The sequence below is a fragment of the Chlamydia crocodili genome, assembly GCF_018343815.1.
In the GTDB taxonomy this organism is placed as follows: Bacteria; Chlamydiota; Chlamydiia; order Chlamydiales; family Chlamydiaceae; genus Chlamydia; species Chlamydia crocodili.
Window position 1 is genome coordinate 769,924 of the sequence record NZ_CP060791.1, and the last position, 16,929, is coordinate 786,852.

Genomic DNA, 16,929 nt, shown 5'->3' on the forward strand with positions numbered 1-16,929 from the left:
CGAACATTCACTGACTAGATATGTGTTAGATAAATCAGAAAGGCAAATTAGGCAAGGGATAATAAAAGAGGGTAAGAAAGATCAAGATATTAAAGATGAGCTTTAGGGAGACAAGAGCGCATCTATAATATCTTGACGAATGTTATCCATAATCATTAACAAAGTTCCTAGTCAAGGAAAAATTAGAAACTTAAGGATAAACCACCAAAAGCATCTCCGGAGAGATTGTTACCTTCACGTTGTATTGTTGAAATTCCTAAGTAAGCGGTAGCTAGTCTATATTTGAATGTAGTGCGGAACTTTAGGTTCATAGCTTCTTGTCCTATAAAGACGCTTCCGACTTTCCAAGAATGCTGATTGAGGATTAATGAAGCAGTTGTTACAGGATTCTCTCTAAGTAAGTCTTTGATATAAGCCATGCTAAATTGGGTGAAAAGAGAATATTTTGCTCCAAAGAAGCGCATTTCCAAAGAAACTCCTGTAGGAAGAGCAAGATTACTCAAATGTGAAGAAGCGAAATATCGCGGATCGTATCCTGTTTCTATGAAAGGGTTTTGATTAATTACGGTATACTCAAGATCTACAAATGGAGTGATTTTAAGACAACGAATTCCCTTTGGATAGGCGTAAGATAAGCCAACACTACTTCGGAATCCTTGGTTTTTCCAAGAGCCTCGGGTAATGTCTTTTTTCGAGAACCGATGTTTCATAACATGAGATTCTTCAGCATAGCTTACAGAAGATCTAAAGGATAAAGCACGCCAGTTTTTAAAAGCTGCTATTGTTCCCAATAGCATATGCGAATGGCTTTTCCCTGGAATATTATCCTGAGAGCTAGATCCATGAAGTTGTGTGAATGTGGCACACACAACAGTATTTGGTGAAAAAGGAAGCTTAATTCCTAGATTATGACCAGCTTGTGTTGTCGAAAAGTTATTATAGTTCTCGCCATTTTGTTCCATAACACTAGAGACGATACCACCAAAAATACAAATATGCTTTATAGGCATGAGCATATTGTTGTTTAAGTAGTTATCAAGGATAGCATCGTTGGCAGAGCGCATGCCTGTAAATGTTGTCCATGTAGAAGATGGAACTAGATAACCTTCTTTCTCAGGGTTCAAAATGAATGTTCCCGTGGGGATCCATAAAGCTTTTAATGTTTTATGTCGTTTGGAATCTTCACCAGACCAATTAAATTTCCATACGCCTTGATAGCCGTAGGCGTTTTGTTGGACAGCAATCTCTTCGGGAATAAATCCATCAGTATTGATATTTTTATCAGACTTGAAAATGATTTCCATCTGGTATGGCTGAGATGCTAAATCATGATTATCATAGAAGATGTTATCGGGATCATGAATTTGCGGAGATCCTGAAAGTCGGATGCCTGAATTTCCTGAAGCGCGTATTTCAGCAGGCAGATGAGAATGAGTGGCGTCTAAACCAAAGCTAATATTAGAAATGATTAGATCTTTTCCTAAGCTATTGTAGCTTGTTAGCATGGATCCTGGGCTAAGATTTAATGTCCCACCTAATTGCTTAAATTCTTGAACAGCAAGAATGGCACCGCTTGTAATAGAAAGAGTTCCATTATTTAGATATACAGGTTGGTTAAAGATAGAAGTTTTATTACTTTTATCTTGGCGATCTATCGCAAGTTTTTCTCCTGAAAAGATAACAGATCCACAATGGAAAATATTATCAACAGAGTTAATATCTACAGGATTTACACTCTGGGATGTTGCAAGAATCGGATCATAGAAAATAATCGATTGGTTCTCATTAGCTATGAGCCGGATAGCTTCAGGAGCACCTTTGATTGTAATCGCATTGTTATTTGTGATTGAAGAGTGCTTGGTAGAGATCTTTGTGATGTTTCCGTTAAATACAATATCTGCATTTTGTGCATGCAAATGTAGTTTGGGTTGCGGCCCACTTAAATAAATTGCACCTCCTCCTAAATTTCCGGATGAATTTTCAGAGAAGATAATTGGTTGGGAAGCTGTAAGATTGCAGCTTGTTGAGGCTATAGCTCCACCACCTTCTGCGTGATTTTCACTAAAGAAAATAGACTCATCATTGTTTTTAATAATTATCTGTTGAGAATAGACGGCACCACCCAGGTTGCGAGCGCTATTTTTGCAGAAAGATATCGGAGCAGATTGCTTATTTATACTACAGAGATTCGTATAAATAGCACCTCCGGATTCTAAAGCTCTATTTTCTATGAAGGTAATGGTATTTTTATTCTTAGTGAACTCAACAGTTCCTTGGGCGTTATAGATTCCACCACCAGATTTAGCATGATTTTCTTGGAAGAGAATTTCCTGATTCCCATCAAATAAGATAGAAGATCCAGCAACTTCGCTACTGATAGCCCCGCCATTACCTGAATTCGTAATATTTTTTACAACTTCTGCACGATTCTTAATAAAAGAAATTAAGCCACGTTGCTCACTAAATATCATGCGATTTGGTTGCGCTCCTGTAAGAAGAATCGCACCTCCTGGGCCACGGCTTACATTATTTTGAAAAAGTAGATTTGTATTTCTAGTGAAGAACATATCCTGTCTAGAGGTAAGAACTCCTCCAGTGCTTTGATTGTTTTCCACATTGACTGCTTTTAAATTTTCAAAAGTAAGAAAAGATTTAGAAAATACACCCGCTCCCTGACCACCTAGTTGTAAATTAGTGAAATTTAATGTCGCTAGGGGAGTGCTACCTGTAAATGTAAGATTTCCTTCTAAATTGCGAAATGCTCCTCCCGATTTATGGATACTGTAACCAAGAAAATCCTTAAGAGTAAACTCACCTCGTAAGGTGTAATTGGTTCCTTGAGGGGATGTAGTTAACATGGTGAATAATTCAAGGTCTTCACCTGTATGCATTCCCGATAAAGGGAGAACAATCTCCGTTCCTGATAAATGAGAAGTGTAGGCTAATGGTACTAGTGAAGAAAGAAGTACGAATTTCCAAAAAAACATCTGCTTCATGTTTCAGAATCCTAGTCGTTTCACGGTCTAGAGTAAGAGATCTAACTTACATAGAAAGATAAAATAAATACATGGAAATAAAAAATTGATCTAAGCGTATGTTAATAAGAATGGAATAGTTAAAGTCTATTCTATTTTTCTTTAACTATGTTGAGGCATACCTCTAAAGACGATATATATCTTTCTCTTTAGAGGCCATAGAGGGAATAATTAGACGAAATTAATCTTTAGTTTCATCGATCATTGCTTTTGTGAAATCTTTGATTTCTTTAGATATGTTTTTCGCTAGCATTTTTGTTTGTTGAGCAAAAGCTTTCGTGTGTTGTTTAGAGTGTTTGAATAAAGTTTTGCCTTTTTTCGTTCCTGAGGTTTTTACTCTAGAAAGTTTTTTCCTCAACTGCACACCACTTTTTGGAGTGAATAAACAAGTAAGCAATGTAGCTATAAATCCTCCGAATAGTACACCTCTGAGCCAACGCCAACGTTTGCAAGTTTTTTTATTGGGCTTGTGATTTCTAAACATACCTTCTTTTTCCCCCTACGACAGATTAATCTTTTTTGCGAAATACACACCAAACGAGTAGAGCTGCAGCAGTCCACTTCGCTCCTCGACAGATTTTTCCGATCCAACTGCTCTTACTTTCCTCACAGAGGAAATCTTCAATATCTTTAGGTAAACGCTTATTACGTTTGCGCAACCAACCGAAAATTAGCTTTTTCCCTAATAATAAAGGAGCTAGGATCTTAGCTTCAAAATTTAAAATTGTCGTAATTTTACTGACATTTTTAACTATCTTATTGAGCCTGTGTAATAAGCTAATAGTCAAAACGAACATTGTTACCATGCACGTTGATAGCAAGACACAACAGACAATTATTGCTCCCGTGAGGTAAGTATTCATATAAAGTGAATAAAACAATTTTTATTTTTATTAATTAATTTCACTTCTTATTTTCGGTTTATTTTAAAAAAAATTAAAGAAAATACTTTTTAATAAGTAAGTTAGAAGCGTAGAAAAGAAAATCCCCAACAGATGTTGGGGATATGTGCTTGATAATAAATAAGATGGGATTCAAAAGGAAATGAACCCCTTGAAATTCCTATTCTGCTGATGAGTGAAGCTCAATCGCTTTATCGGATGTTGGGAATTCCACCTCTTTTCTCATTAGGAAGACCCCGAACAGGTTAAAGCATAGGAGAAGAGCTCCGGATACAGACATTATCAATAGAGCTGTATTTTGCGATAAGAAGCAAAATGCTGGTAATATAGCAGCTCCGTATAGAGTATAGATCTTTGATCCAGCGTTTCCGTAAAGAAACTTTGCACATTTTTTTCCTACGAGGAAATACGAAATAATTGTTGTATAACCTGTCACAAAGAAGAATGTGGGGAGTAAGATCTTCACAAGAGGGAAGTACGTTGCTAGAGCATGTTCAACAGCTTGAGAAGCGTTGTCAAGGCCTAGAGACCATGATCCTGATGCAAGCACCATAAGTAAGCTTAGAGTACAGATAAGATTATCTATAGCGAGTCCTATGATACTTAACTGAGCTTGTGTTTCTGGACGTTTTGCAGAACTTTCACTTTGAATAATAGAGTCAAAGCCAATACCAATATCTCCAGAATAAGCCGCTCTAGAGATACCTTGGTGAATTGTAGTTGCTAAAGTACAGCCGGCAAATCCGCCAATAGCTCCGTGTCCTGTAAATGCTGATGAGAATACAGCAGAAAATAGGGAAGGAAGTTGGTGGAACTCTTTTACAAGTATGTATAGAGATAGTGCGCAATACACGGTAAGGAAAAATGGAAGCACGAAAGCACAGATTTTTCCAATACGTTGTAATCCTCCTTGAACTGCGTAGAGAATTAAAAATAGCAAGCCAAAAATGGTGAACAATTTTGGAATGCTCCAGCAATGAGAAATCGTGTCGGCAATAACAGAAAACTGATAAATTTCCACGCCGTAGATACAAAGTAGTACAGCTACAATAATAGGTATGAGTTTGGTTCCATAAGCTTTATCTAGGAAGTACATCGGCCCGCCTTGATAAACACCATCATTATCTACTTTGCGGAATTTAATCCCTAAGTACACTTCGGAGTATTTCACAATAGAACCAAAAATTCCTGCGATCCAAACCCAGAATAGGGCTCCGGGACCACCAATGCACGCAGCAGTAACAATGCCTACAACATTACCAATACCGATATTTCCGCTTGCTGAAGCAAAAAATACCTTCAATGGATGAACACCTCTTTCGCTGTCCTTCCCCTTTTTATTGGAAGACTCCTGCGAATACTGGTAGAAAAGCCTGCAGAATTGAGGAAACTTGGTGAATTGAGAAAAACCAGATTTCCATGAAAAGCTTAGCCCCAGAAAAATAATCATGAGAAAAGCCACGTATGACCAGAAGAAGTCATCGAAGGCTGCTAGTAAAGACAAGACTGTGTTCATGGTAAAAACTTTTTTTAATAATTAAAATATTTAAACAGTTGTTCATCAAGACGATGGGGAAACTATTATCCCTATTTCATCTTTTGTTTAGTAGGAAAATAAAGCTTATATACGAAGATTAAAGTTCCTAAAGAGATAAAAATATCGGCAAAATTAAATGTTGGAAAGGACCAACGTTTGTAACCGATAGAAATAAAATCCACTACATGCCTGTAAAATAGGATGTCTCCAACGTTGCCAATAGCTCCGGAACAAAGGAGAATCAGGGAGAAGCGGATTGAAGGGGAGGTTCTTTTCTTTCTTAGAAAAAGAAAGGCAAGAATACCTAAAATAATTGCTATACGTATAACGAATAAGAAATATTTATATTTTGAAAATAATCCGAAGGCCGCGCCTTCATTAAAGGTGGGACAAATGCAGAAAAATAGCTTACCCCAACTACATTGGTATAGTATGGGGCTAGCTTCAGGCAGATTTCCTCGATACAGCAAAACAGCTAGTTTAGTGACCCAATCAATAAGGACGAAAAATGAAATAGTAAGGAAGGTAGATCGGGAGCGACTAGACATTGGGGTTAGTTTCCATAAAGTAAGCCTTTCTCGAATTGTGATTGAGCTTTGACCGTCATTGTAGCATAAGGAATCGCCATTAAACGAGCTAGAGGGATTTCTTCTCCGCTTACATCACAGATCCCGTAAGAAGACTCCTCGATTTTTTCCAGAGCTCGATTAATTTGTCTTAATAATTCGTATTCTTTAGTCGTCACCTCTAAACTGATAGTTCTATCAAAAGTATCGGTACCCTGATCAGCTTGATGTTGAGAATATCCAGTAGCTTCGTTAGGTTTTTTGACTTCTTGAGCATTCCCTTCTAGGGTATGAGATAATTTATATTTCATTTCTAGAAGTCTTTGTTTAAAATTGGCTATTTCGTCCTCAGACAACGGCATAGTTTCCTCTCCTTAACCTTAAAATAATAACTATTTTTCCATATCCGGAGTTGCAGATAGCAAAACCTCCATTAATTCGCCAACATCTTTAAATCTTCTATAGACGCAGGCAAATCTAATGTAGGCAATCATGTCTGCCTTTTTTAGATATTTCATTACTAGTTCGCCAATTTCTTTGGTAGAGATTTCCCTATTTTGTTTACCCAATAGTTCAGATTTTACGTTAGAGGCTATTGCATGCACTTGATCTTGACCTATACGTGTGTGACTAGAGGCGGCATTTAATCCGTTAATTAGTTTAGATTCTTGGAAATTCTCGTAACGACCATCGCGTTTCAATACCTGCAGAGTTAGCTCAACGGTTTCAAAAGTTGTGAACCTTTGACCACAATTTAAGCATTCTCGTCGGCGTTTAATTGCATTTGCTTCTGGCGCATTTCTCGAATCTATAACTTTTAATTCCCCATGATTGCAAAAAGGACACTGCATGGGAGCTACCTCCTAAGGTTAAGGTAGTCTAAGAAAATAATAATTTTAACGTAGGATAAATCTATGCGACTATAAGTTGCAAATTTTTTTTCCCAATCTATAAAAATAGGGCTTGCGACAGATGCAGATAGCGTGATAACTTTTCGCTCTTTTTGCGAAAGGATACTATCTTACCGCAAGGATGTTTTATTGTAAATGCTAGTTGCTTAGGAATTAAGAATGTTTTCTGGAATAGTTCAGGAGCTGGGCGAGATATTTAGTATTCAGCCGAGAGATGAAGGTTTAACTATAGGTGTAAGAGGGTCTTCGAAATGTATTTCCGAGTTGGAAATTGGTTGTAGTGTTGCTATTGATGGCGTTTGTCTTACTGTAGTTAAACTTGAAGAAGAAGGTAAAATGTTTTTTGATATTATTCCTGAAACTCTTGCTTGTACTACAATAGGAGAGAGAGTTGTAGGCGATCGTGTAAATATTGAACGCTCTTTAAGAGCCTCTGATGCAATCGGAGGACATATGGTCTCTGGTCATGTTTGTGGTGTCGGAGAGATTGTATGTATAGAGAAAAATCGGTATTATTTTCGTGTCCCTAGTTCCTTATCTATATATCTTTTTGAGAAGGGATTTGTTTCGGTAGATGGAATTAGCCTGACAGTTGTTACTATAGACAAAGATGTATTTTCAATAGGATTAATTCCCGAGACATTATCTCGAACGACTTTAGGATATAAACGGGTGGGGGCGAAAGTAAATATTGAGCCTGATATGGCAACAAAAACACAAGTGGATACCTTAAGGCGTTTATATCCTCCGAAATAAAATAAATAGTATGGATTACAAATTACTGGATAGTGGTGATGGGAAGAAGTTAGAAAGCTTTGGACCAATAACTCTTATCCGACCCTCTTGCACGGCAATCTGGCCTAAGAGTTCGCCATCTCTATGGAAAAAGGCGCATGCTGAATATCAAAGATCGGGTGAAGATGGGCAATGGCATTGCAGATCTTCTGTTCCTCAAGAATGGCGAATCATTCTGAATAACGTTGACTGTACATTAAAACTCACTCCTTTCGGTCACATAGGTATGTTTCCTGAACATAGCGGTTTTTGGCCCGAATTGAAACAAAGCATAGAAAAACATTTTGAATGTCGTGTGTTAAATTTATTTGCTTACACAGGTTCTACGTCAATCTTTGCTGCAAAGTGTGGAGCAAAAGTATGTCACGTTGATGCTTCGAAATCTGCGGTAAAATGGGCACAAAAGAATGTTGAGAATAACGCCTTGTCTGAGAAAAAGATCTTTTGGGTTATTGAAGATGTATTTTCTTTTCTGCAAAAAGAAATACGGAGAGGGAAGAAATACGAGGTGATTTTATTAGACCCGCCTACTTACGGCCGAGGACCTGATGGCGAGGTCTTTAAAATAGACAGGGATTTCTTTCCGTTATTGCTTTTATGTTCTAAATTACTTTCCGATTCTTCTTCTTATATTTTGATTACCTCGCATACACCAGGTCATACACCTGCTTTTTTATATAGTTTAGCTACTAGAGCTTTATCTTTAGATAAACAGTATTGGTCTTCTGGAGAAAGTTTTTGTGGTGATGGAAATCAAGCTTTACCTTCTGGAGTATTTGCTAAATGGAGTTCGTAGGGAAAAATAACCCTAAAGTGAAAGAGGCAATAGCATTAAAACAAAGTCGCTCTCGCAAGGGCTCTCTCTTTATTTTGGAAGGATTTCGAGAAATTCAAAAGGCTCTGACCTCAGGATATGAATGCGAGCGGATTTTCTGTGGAACTAATATTTCGGAAAAAGAGCAATCTTTTTTAAATCGAATTCAAAAAACCCCCCTGGAAAAGATCTATTGTTTGGAGGAAACTCTTTCAAAACTTTCTTATAAAGAGCATCACGATAATTTTATTGCTGTGATGAAAAAACGTTGGTGGTCTCGAGAAGAGTTTTTAAGTCAGAAAAAAAATCCCCTACCTTTTTATTTAATCATAGAACAGGTTGAAAAACCTGGTAATGTTGGAGCTCTACTTAGGATAGCTGATGGAGTGGGTGCTGACGGAGTGATTTTATGTGATCCTATAATTGACCTTTATAACCCTAATCTTATCCGTTCTTCACTAGGAACAGTATTTACTCTTCCTATCTGGTCCGCCACCTTGGATGAGGTATTACAAACTATTGAAGAGGAAAAATGGCATGTTTTTGTGACTTCTCCTAGGGCAAGTTCAATGTACTTTTGTGAAAATTATAATCAGCCATTAGCTCTAGTTTTTGGTTCGGAAAAGGATGGTCTAACTTCTTCTTGGTTTAAAGGAAATTTTTCAAAAATTTCTCTTCCTATGCTTGGACAAGTGGATTCTTTAAATTTGTCCACAGCCGTATCTGCTGTTGCTTATGAAGTAATTCGACAACGCTGGCTATCCTAGTTTGACGAAAAATTCCCGAAAAACATTTTCTATGAGATCAAAAAATAATTCGTATTATTTATCACTGTGACGTGAATTAATTAAAAAATAGATTCTATTAGTTGTTATATAAGTTTTTTTTAATTTTCTTGTGTAAACTTGATTTTTAATGTTTTTTATGAGATGCTTAACGTTTCCAAGATGCGGCGAAGATTGTGGTTTTAAACAATCATAATTTTCTGAATGGATTGATCAGTGAGTTATAATGAAGTTCGATGAAAACACGCTTTCCTTCGCCCTTTTTTATTTTTTATCGTCGCTTAACCGTAGCAATTAGCTACGGGAAAATCTTGGGTTGGGGGTGTTTTGGGAAAATCCTATCTTGGATATTTGCCCGCACTGCAGGCTTTCGTCGAAAGCTATTTTGTTCAGCACCCTACCGCGCGTCTTCTACTGTAATCAGTGTGGGAAACATTGTTCTCGGGGGTTCAGGTAAGACGCCCACAGTATTGTGGTTGGCTGAAAATCTGAAAGCACGAGGATATTCTTGTGCCGTTCTTTCTCGCGGATATAAAGGAAAATGTAGTCGTCAGAGAAAGCTCATCATAGTCGATCCTAAGACGCATAACGCTGCTTATGTAGGAGATGAACCCTTGCTTATGGCGGGTAAACTCCCAGAGGGTTCTGTTTTTGTGCATAAAGATCGGAGAGTTTCAGCTAAAGATGCCGCTAGGAATTTTGATATTTTGATTTTGGACGATGGTTTCCAGAACAATAAACTACACAAGGACGTGGAAATTGTCGTAGTTAACGGTCAAGATCCCCTAGGGGGAGAAAAATTTTTTCCCCGGGGGCGCCTTCGAGATTCTCCTAATAGATTAAAGGAGGCCGATTTTATAATAGTTAATGGTTCTTGTTGCTTAGAGAATCAAAAACTTTTAAATACCTGGTGTCCATCGCTAAAAATTTTTGTTGAACCTCGCATCTCTCAGGTGTTTTGGGAGTCAAGTGAGGAGAAACTTCCTTTGGACGGTCTTTCTGGACTAGCCGCCGGCGTTTTCTGTGGTCTAGGATTCCCGCAGGGATTTCTTGATATGTTGAAACATGCCGGAGTGAAAATACTAGGAACATATTTATTGCCTGACCACGCGGGAATAACAAAGAAAGAATTGCACTACTTCAGCTCAAAAATAGCTATGCGTCAAGGGCAGGGGATATTGTGCACAGAAAAGGATAGCGTAAAGCTCGGAAACTTAATTCATGAGCAAGGGATTCTTCCGATTGGTAAGGTACAAATGCATTTTGATTTTTCAGATCACGAAGGCTCTACAGCTTCCTTATTGGATAGAATAGATCAAATACATAATAGTAAGAGGTAACTAATGAAACTATGGATGAAAATCTTTATAGGATTATTTGTCGGGGTTACCCTAGGTTTAATTTTAGAAGACAAGGCGATCTTTTTTAAACCAATAGGAGACATTTTTCTAAATCTATTAAGCATGGTTGTCTACCCTCTGGTATTTTGTTCCATGGTTCTAGGTATTGCTTCTATCAGTGATATGAAGAAATTAGGCCGGATAGGAATGAAAAGTGTAGGCCTATATTTAGGTACTACATGCGTAGCCATTGTTATAGGTTTATGCTTCGCCCAATTTTTTAGCCCCGGAGAGGGTTGTGACTTATCACAAAATGTTATCGAAACAACTATAGTTGCTCCTGAAAAAAATACTGCCTATTTCTTATCTTTGATTTCTCAAATTTTTCCTTCAAACCCAGTTCGATCTTTCGTTGAGGGAAATATTTTACAAATCATAGTCTTCGCTATTTTCTTAGGAATAGCTATGCGTCTTTCTGGAGAACAGGGACGACCCGTTGCGAAGTTCATAGAAGGTTTTTCTGAGATCATGTTACGCATGATTAATATGATCATGGCTTTTGCACCTTATGGTGTGGGAGCAAGTATGGCGTGGATTTCTGGTAGTCATGGTTTAGTCATTCTTTGGCAGTTAGGGAAGTTTATCTTAGCTTACTACCTCGCATGTCTATTTCATGCTGTGATTGTTTTTGGCGGTATTATCCGCATGGGCTGTAAGATGTCCTTCTCTAAATTTCTTTCTGCGATGATGGATGCGATATCCTGCGCGATATCCACCTCGAGTAGTTCGGCAACATTACCTGTAACAATGCGTTGCGTATCTAAAAATCTTGGAGTTTCCTCGGAAGTTTCTGGTTTTGTTTTGCCTCTAGGTGCTACTGTCAATATGAATGGCACTGCTATATTTCAAGGTATGGCTGCTGTGTTTATTGCTCAGGCCTATAACTGTCCTTTACCTTTCAGTAGTTTGCTACTGATTGTTATTGCAGCAACTTTCTCTGCTGTAGGCAGTGCGGGTGTTCCTGGAGGAGGAATGATCACTTTAGGGTCTGTATTAGCCTCTGTAGGCTTGCCTATTCAAGGAATCGCTGTTTTAGCAGGAATTGATAGATTGCGAGACATCATAGGAACTCCTATGAATATCCTTGGAGATGCTGTAGTAGCTGTTTATGTGGCTTCTGGAGAAGGTGAGCTATCGACACCGATAAAAGACAAGGTAGCTTTAGAAGACGAAAGTAGAGAGACGGTGTAGGGGAGTTTACGCATGTTTGAATTTCGATTTCCGAAAATAGGAGAGACTGGTTCCGGAGGGTTTGTAGTTCGTTGGCTTAAGCAAGTAGGCGAGTATGTTGCAAAAGACGAACCTATAATTGAGATATCTACAGATAAGATAGCCACTGAATTAGCATCTCCTAAAGCAGGAAAGTTAATTCGTTGTCTTGTAAATGAAGGCGATGAAGTTGCCTCTGGAGAAATTTTAGCTATAATTGATACGGAATCAGATATTCAAGAAGAGGTAGTTTTACAAGAGCCCTGTTCTGAGATTTCTTGCTCTCAAGATTCGGGAAATACTACAGCATGGTTTTCTCCAGCGGTTCTTAGTTTAGCGCATCGTGAAGGTATCAGCATCCAGCAGCTCCAGCAAATTTCCGGAACAGGAAATGAAGGGAGAGTGACCCGTAAAGACTTAGAAAGCTACATTTCTGAAATGCGTGAGCCTTCGTATTCAAAAATAACAAATGCGAATGAAAATCGCATTCCGATGTCTCCATTGCGTAGGGCCATAGCGTCTTCATTATCTAAATCTTCAGATGAGGTGCCTCATGCTTCTCTTATTGTAGATATTGATGTCACAGATCTGATGAATTTAATTTCCGAAGAGAAAGATCGATTCTTTGCAACACACGGTGTAAAGTTAACAATAACAAGTTTTATCATCCAATGTTTAGCAAAAGCTTTGGAGCAGTTCCCGTTATTAAACGGATCTTTAGACGGGGATACAATTGTTGTGAAGAAATCGATAAATGTAGGAGTTGCTGTTAATCTGAATAAAGAGGGTGTTGTCGTTCCGGTTATTCGTAATTGTCAAGACCGCGGTTTAGTAAGTATTGCAAAGACTCTTGCTGATTTATCGACACGATCTCGCGCTAATAAGCTTGATCCTTCAGAAACTCAAGATGGCAGTGTCACAGTTACTAATTTTGGTATGACTGGAGCTTTAATCGGCATGCCTATAATTCGTTATCCTGAAGTGGCTATTTTAGGAATAGGGACAATACAAAAACGTGTTGTTGTTCGCGATGACGATTCTTTAGCTATCCGAAGAATGGTATACGTAACCTTAACGTTTGACCATAGGGTGCTTGATGGCATTTATGGTAGTGAATTTTTAACCTCATTGAAAAATCGGTTAGAGTCTGTTACGATGAGCTAACACACTACGATTTTTTCCAAGGATTAAAGGGATGGGTTCTCCCACAACAGCTATTGATTTATGCCAAGATATTGTTGCTAAGCAAAAGGAATCTTTAGAACGCTTTTTTTCTACTTTCCAATGTGAGGGAACTTGGTTGCTAGCTGAGAAAATACTGAATCACCAAGGTTCTATATTCTTTTCTGGTGTGGGGAAAAGTGGTTGCATTGCAAGGAAGATAGCTGCTACTTTACAGTCCTTCGGAGAACGTGCTTTTTTTCTTTCTTCAGGAGATCTTCTTCATGGGGATCTTGGTATTATTCGCTCTGGAGATATTGTTTGTCTTTTTTCTAAAAGTGGGGAAACTCGGGAGCTTTTAGAATGGATTCCCTATTTAAAGGAACGAGGTGTATTTACTGTAGGTATTACGTCTGCTGCTTATTCCAGTTTAGCAATTCTTTGTGATCATGTGATTATCTTACCCATGATAGAAGAATTAGATCCTTTTAATCTTGTTCCCACGATATCAACAACATGCCAGTTATTATTTGGAGATCTTCTTGCTATTACACTACTGCGTAGTCGGGGGATATCTCTAGCGGATTATGGGAAGAATCATCCTGGTGGGCAAATTGGTTTGAAGGTTGTTGGGAAAATCCGAGATTATATGTTCCCAAAGACAGAAGTTCCTTTTTGTTCTCCAGAAAATACAATCGCAGATTCCTTAGATATTTTTTCTTCTTATGGTTGTGGTTGTGTTTGCATAGTGAATGAAAAATTCGAAATGCTGGGAATATTCACGGATGGAGATTTACGTAGATCGTTATCTCGTCATGGAGGGGATATCTTATTGCAGAAGCTTAAAGATGTTATGACTCCAAATCCTAGAGTAATCAATGAGGATGCTGATGTTCTTCTTGGTTTGCAAATGATGGAAACAGGAAGTCCTGTAACTATCCTACCTGTTGTAGATGCTAAAGATCAACGCTATGTTGTGGGATTGCTTCAGATGCATACGCTGGCAAAAGCAGGACTTATCTAAAGAATTAAAAAAATATCGGAAGAGAGAGTAAGCCGGATTCTGTCTACAAGATGGAAAAGACCATCTTGAGGGCAACCATTCATCTAGGGGATATATTACTATACCCCTCAAGCGATTATGAAAAAGTCTATGAGGAAGAAACTTCCTCACTATGCAGAAACAAAAACTTTTTCTCTTGCTTCAGATAGGGTTTGCATGTCTATTAAGTCACCTTAACAGCTCCTACTCTTAAAGTAGGAATTTTCAGCCTGTCTATAAAAGACCCTTTTATAGCGGAATGTTTTCTGTTGCACTTTCCGTAGCCTTACGGCCCCTGGAGTTTCTCCAGTATCTCTTCTTATGAAGTCCAGACTTTCCTCTCAATATACCTTATTAGAGATATAAAAAGCGGTTGCCTTTCTCTTCCGATGAACTTGTTATACAGCGGCGCGTCTTCGACGACGTTTTGCTGTAGAGCTATCAGCAGCGAGAGTGTCAGGTTCTCGCCAATATAAAATTCTAGAACAATGTTCACAGAAAATCAGTCGATCTTTTTTGCGGACTAAATTCTCATGCTGGGGAGTTAAAACTATGTGACATCCACTACAAACACGATTTTCTATGGGAACAACAACGCGATCTTTTTTATTGTTTAATAAACGTTCGTAAATAAGAAACATTTCAGGATCCGTAGCTTCTTTTAATTCACTACGTTGCTGTAATAAAGCTCTGCCTTCTTGATTAATATTCTTAATACTTTCACAGATTTCTTTTTCAATAGCGAAGCTGCTATTTTCTGTAGATGTTAGACTTTCTTTTAGGGAAACAATCAGGTCTTCACTTCCTGCTTGCTTATCCATAAGATCACTAAGTTGATGTTCTAGTGCACGACGCTCTTTGTTTGCTGCGGTCATTTCTTGAGTGAGCGCATTAAACTCATCCATCTTCTTCACAGCTGCTTGTTGACTTTCTAATTTGTTAATTTGATCAGAAATCTCTTGAATCCGATTCTCACCTTCTTTAATCTGATTCTTTAAGTTTTCCATCTCCAATTCTTTTTCCTGAACTTTACGACGAATGTCAGATTTAAGAGATTGGACTTTAGCGAGCTCTTTTTGATGCTCTTTCTTGACTCGCATCAAGCGAATCATTTTAATATCGAGCTCTTGAATGGCTAAAATGCTCTGGAGGGCTTCATGCATGAAAACTATTCCTTGCTTGGCTTAGTGGTTCCTAAATACGGATACGAAATCATGAGATTTAGGAATGAATACATCTGAAGAAGAAAGCAAGTTTACTGCTTTTTTAGCAAGAAGTAAAGAACGTTTTTTTCAATAAAAGAAATTCCTAAGAGACAATGACTTAAGAAAAGGCAAAAGTTTAACCACCCAACTAGTATGTGAATTAATTTTTACCAGTTCAACCCAAGAGCGAGTTTAAAAGATGATTTGAACTTGTTCCTTTGCCGTATAAGGCAGTCCGCCGCTTTAAAACGCTCCCAGCTTCTCTTTAGTTCTCTTTCCTAAATACGTAATTCACAGGGTTATTATCCTTATGAATCTAAGAGTAGGTTAATGGTGGGAGGAAAAAAATAAAAGGTTCTTTTTTGGGAATTTTTTATTTGAATGGTAGAGGAGAGATTTCTAATTGAAAACTCTCCTTTTTGTATTTCTCTAGGGAAGGGATGCAAACGGATCTTGTAAAAGAACAAGTAATTTTAAAGAATTCGGATTGGCAAGTGCTATGTTATTAATAGCTTCAACTAACGCTTTTTTACATAGATCATTGCAACCTAATAGCCACTCATAGTTTTGATTTCTCCTTGGTAAAAGGTCTCTTCCATTCACTTCATAAACAGAGGAGAATAGAGGGAGAGAAACTATGGAACAGCCTTTTTCAATAGCCTCATTTAAACAGTTCTCGTAGGCAAAAAGCGCGCGATTATAGTAACCATTCATTACTTCTTGATCACTTCCTGAGAATTCTTCAAGTTTAGGACCACGAATGTGTCCTATGAATTCTGGATATCTTTCTTTTTCTGAAAGCGGAATGGACGAGTTGTCTTTTATATTTAATTCTGTAGAGCGTGCTTCTGTTGGGGCAAATGGTATTTTAATAGAGGTTTGTCCCTGATATTGAGACGCGCCCCAATTTGAATGTTGCCCAAGTGAGGTTAATTCTCTAAACAGAGCTCGGGATTGATTTGAATTTGCCGTAATAACTGTTTGTGGACCCGGAGTTACTGCATTGAATGTTATTCCGCTTTGGCTTGTCACCATTCTCACAGTGTTTGATCTAGGAAGAGCGGAGAATTTAATAGAGAAGCCTGTAGTGGTATCTTCTTGGATTCCAAGTTTAATCCCAGGATTTTTCTTATTTTGGTAGAAGGATAGGCGGGTTCCTGGTGTGGTGACAAAGTTCGCATCTGCGGTCTGGGAGGGGAGAGCTCTAAAGTCTTGATCTAATGCTTGCGCCCAGTCTCCATCAGCTTTCTGTGTTAGCTGTTTGTGGACAAGTATAGCTACTCCAGCGAATAACACCGAGGCGATGGCTAAAGCAGCAAATACTGGAGATCCTAAAACAACGGCCAGAGTAATACCAGCTATTGTGGTTCCAACAGCTAATGCGCCAAGAATAGATAGAGAGGCTATCTTCAGTATCTTATTGTGTTTCTGAGTGGAGATCTCTCTGGAAGAGAGTGCGGGAGTCAAATTCGGCGCGTTGCGATTTCCGATTTGGTTATGGGAATCACCCGGGTTAATACTAGGCATAAAAAGTAATAATATTTAGTTTTTGTTAATTAATTTTATT

16 protein-coding genes and 1 other RNA gene are annotated in these 16,929 nt (G+C 38.1%); 7 read left to right on the forward strand and 10 right to left on the reverse strand.

Annotated elements, in window-relative coordinates; all coding sequences use genetic code 11:
- Positions 1–182 precede the first annotated feature (182 nt).
- The 7 genes from H9Q19_RS03490 to nrdR all read right to left on the reverse strand — a co-directional run bounded on the left by H9Q19_RS03490 (position 183) and on the right by nrdR (position 6,891).
- Positions 183–2,996, reverse strand: coding sequence for a polymorphic outer membrane protein middle domain-containing protein (locus tag H9Q19_RS03490; RefSeq protein WP_213240339.1), 2,814 nt, complete (start codon positions 2,994–2,996; stop codon positions 183–185).
- Between the two features lie 220 nt (positions 2,997–3,216).
- Positions 3,217–3,519 carry a YtxH domain-containing protein gene (locus tag H9Q19_RS03495; RefSeq protein WP_213240341.1) on the reverse strand — a complete coding sequence of 101 codons (303 nt, stop codon included), beginning with the start codon at positions 3,517–3,519 and terminating at the stop codon, positions 3,217–3,219.
- Between the two features lie 25 nt (positions 3,520–3,544).
- On the reverse strand, positions 3,545–3,898 hold the full coding sequence (locus tag H9Q19_RS03500; RefSeq protein WP_213240343.1) for a hypothetical protein: 354 nt from the start codon (positions 3,896–3,898) through the stop codon (positions 3,545–3,547).
- A 199-nt stretch (positions 3,899–4,097) separates the two neighbouring features.
- Positions 4,098–5,453, reverse strand: a complete 1,356-nt coding sequence (locus H9Q19_RS03505) for an amino acid carrier protein (protein WP_213240345.1) — start codon at positions 5,451–5,453, stop codon at positions 4,098–4,100.
- A gap of 71 nt (positions 5,454–5,524) precedes the next feature.
- Complete coding sequence (gene lspA, locus H9Q19_RS03510) at positions 5,525–6,022, reverse strand: signal peptidase II (protein ID WP_213240346.1); 498 nt, start codon at positions 6,020–6,022, stop codon at positions 5,525–5,527.
- 5 nt (positions 6,023–6,027) lie between these two features.
- The gene (locus H9Q19_RS03515; protein WP_006342889.1) at positions 6,028–6,402 is read right to left on the reverse strand and encodes a TraR/DksA family transcriptional regulator; all 375 of its coding nucleotides are present in this window, start codon (positions 6,400–6,402) and stop codon (positions 6,028–6,030) included.
- Between the two features lie 30 nt (positions 6,403–6,432).
- On the reverse strand, positions 6,433–6,891 hold the full coding sequence (nrdR, locus tag H9Q19_RS03520; RefSeq protein WP_006342890.1) for a transcriptional regulator NrdR: 459 nt from the start codon (positions 6,889–6,891) through the stop codon (positions 6,433–6,435).
- Positions 6,892–7,110: 219 nt separating this feature from the next.
- Here nrdR and H9Q19_RS03525 point away from each other — a divergent pair, with 219 nt between their 5' ends.
- From H9Q19_RS03525 to H9Q19_RS03555, 7 genes are all read left to right on the forward strand, one after another.
- The gene (locus tag H9Q19_RS03525) at positions 7,111–7,707 is read left to right on the forward strand and encodes a riboflavin synthase subunit alpha (RefSeq protein ID WP_213240348.1); all 597 of its coding nucleotides are present in this window, start codon (positions 7,111–7,113) and stop codon (positions 7,705–7,707) included.
- Between the two features lie 10 nt (positions 7,708–7,717).
- On the forward strand, positions 7,718–8,542 hold the full coding sequence (locus H9Q19_RS03530; protein WP_213240350.1) for a class I SAM-dependent methyltransferase: 825 nt from the start codon (positions 7,718–7,720) through the stop codon (positions 8,540–8,542).
- Positions 8,530–9,327 carry an RNA methyltransferase gene (locus H9Q19_RS03535; RefSeq protein WP_213240352.1) on the forward strand — a complete coding sequence of 266 codons (798 nt, stop codon included), beginning with the start codon at positions 8,530–8,532 and terminating at the stop codon, positions 9,325–9,327. Before H9Q19_RS03530 ends, H9Q19_RS03535 begins: the two co-directional genes overlap by 13 nt.
- Before the next feature lie 254 nt (positions 9,328–9,581).
- The gene (gene lpxK, locus H9Q19_RS03540) at positions 9,582–10,685 is read left to right on the forward strand and encodes a tetraacyldisaccharide 4'-kinase (RefSeq protein WP_213240354.1); all 1,104 of its coding nucleotides are present in this window, start codon (positions 9,582–9,584) and stop codon (positions 10,683–10,685) included.
- A 3-nt stretch (positions 10,686–10,688) separates the two neighbouring features.
- Positions 10,689–11,936, forward strand: coding sequence for a dicarboxylate/amino acid:cation symporter (locus tag H9Q19_RS03545; protein WP_213240356.1), 1,248 nt, complete (start codon positions 10,689–10,691; stop codon positions 11,934–11,936).
- A 12-nt stretch (positions 11,937–11,948) separates the two neighbouring features.
- Positions 11,949–13,118 (forward strand): dihydrolipoamide acetyltransferase family protein, encoded by a 1,170-nt coding sequence (locus tag H9Q19_RS03550; protein ID WP_213240358.1) that lies wholly within the window; start codon positions 11,949–11,951, stop codon positions 13,116–13,118.
- Positions 13,119–13,149: 31 nt separating this feature from the next.
- Positions 13,150–14,139 carry a KpsF/GutQ family sugar-phosphate isomerase gene (locus H9Q19_RS03555; protein WP_213240360.1) on the forward strand — a complete coding sequence of 330 codons (990 nt, stop codon included), beginning with the start codon at positions 13,150–13,152 and terminating at the stop codon, positions 14,137–14,139.
- Between the two features lie 12 nt (positions 14,140–14,151).
- Here H9Q19_RS03555 and rnpB read toward each other — a convergent pair.
- The 3 genes from rnpB to H9Q19_RS03570 form a co-directional block, all read right to left on the reverse strand.
- An RNA gene (gene rnpB, locus H9Q19_RS03560) (RNase P RNA component class A) lies at positions 14,152–14,546 on the reverse strand.
- Between the two features lie 9 nt (positions 14,547–14,555).
- Positions 14,556–15,320: a zinc ribbon domain regulatory protein CdsZ gene (gene cdsZ, locus H9Q19_RS03565; RefSeq protein ID WP_213240362.1), complete on the reverse strand. Its 765-nt coding sequence runs from the start codon at positions 15,318–15,320 to the stop codon at positions 14,556–14,558.
- A gap of 471 nt (positions 15,321–15,791) precedes the next feature.
- Positions 15,792–16,889 carry a hypothetical protein gene (locus H9Q19_RS03570; protein WP_213240364.1) on the reverse strand — a complete coding sequence of 366 codons (1,098 nt, stop codon included), beginning with the start codon at positions 16,887–16,889 and terminating at the stop codon, positions 15,792–15,794.
- Positions 16,890–16,929 lie beyond the last annotated feature (40 nt).

What these genes read in the sequence shown, in the direction of transcription:
- H9Q19_RS03490 (WP_213240339.1), bottom strand. Translation starts at nt 2,996, where the DNA reads ATGAAGCAGATGTTTTTTTGGAAATTCGTACTTCTTTCTTCACTAGTA.
- H9Q19_RS03495 (WP_213240341.1), bottom strand. Translation starts at nt 3,519, where the DNA reads ATGTTTAGAAATCACAAGCCCAATAAAAAAACTTGCAAACGTTGGCGT.
- H9Q19_RS03500 (WP_213240343.1), bottom strand. Translation starts at nt 3,898, where the DNA reads ATGAATACTTACCTCACGGGAGCAATAATTGTCTGTTGTGTCTTGCTA.
- H9Q19_RS03505 (WP_213240345.1), bottom strand. Translation starts at nt 5,453, where the DNA reads ATGAACACAGTCTTGTCTTTACTAGCAGCCTTCGATGACTTCTTCTGG.
- lspA (WP_213240346.1), bottom strand. Translation starts at nt 6,022, where the DNA reads ATGTCTAGTCGCTCCCGATCTACCTTCCTTACTATTTCATTTTTCGTC.
- H9Q19_RS03515 (WP_006342889.1), bottom strand. Translation starts at nt 6,402, where the DNA reads ATGCCGTTGTCTGAGGACGAAATAGCCAATTTTAAACAAAGACTTCTA.
- nrdR (WP_006342890.1), bottom strand. Translation starts at nt 6,891, where the DNA reads ATGCAGTGTCCTTTTTGCAATCATGGGGAATTAAAAGTTATAGATTCG.
- H9Q19_RS03525 (WP_213240348.1), top strand. Translation starts at nt 7,111, where the DNA reads ATGTTTTCTGGAATAGTTCAGGAGCTGGGCGAGATATTTAGTATTCAG.
- H9Q19_RS03530 (WP_213240350.1), top strand. Translation starts at nt 7,718, where the DNA reads ATGGATTACAAATTACTGGATAGTGGTGATGGGAAGAAGTTAGAAAGC.
- H9Q19_RS03535 (WP_213240352.1), top strand. Translation starts at nt 8,530, where the DNA reads ATGGAGTTCGTAGGGAAAAATAACCCTAAAGTGAAAGAGGCAATAGCA.
- lpxK (WP_213240354.1), top strand. Translation starts at nt 9,582, where the DNA reads ATGAAAACACGCTTTCCTTCGCCCTTTTTTATTTTTTATCGTCGCTTA.
- H9Q19_RS03545 (WP_213240356.1), top strand. Translation starts at nt 10,689, where the DNA reads ATGAAACTATGGATGAAAATCTTTATAGGATTATTTGTCGGGGTTACC.
- H9Q19_RS03550 (WP_213240358.1), top strand. Translation starts at nt 11,949, where the DNA reads ATGTTTGAATTTCGATTTCCGAAAATAGGAGAGACTGGTTCCGGAGGG.
- H9Q19_RS03555 (WP_213240360.1), top strand. Translation starts at nt 13,150, where the DNA reads ATGGGTTCTCCCACAACAGCTATTGATTTATGCCAAGATATTGTTGCT.
- cdsZ (WP_213240362.1), bottom strand. Translation starts at nt 15,320, where the DNA reads ATGCATGAAGCCCTCCAGAGCATTTTAGCCATTCAAGAGCTCGATATT.
- H9Q19_RS03570 (WP_213240364.1), bottom strand. Translation starts at nt 16,889, where the DNA reads ATGCCTAGTATTAACCCGGGTGATTCCCATAACCAAATCGGAAATCGC.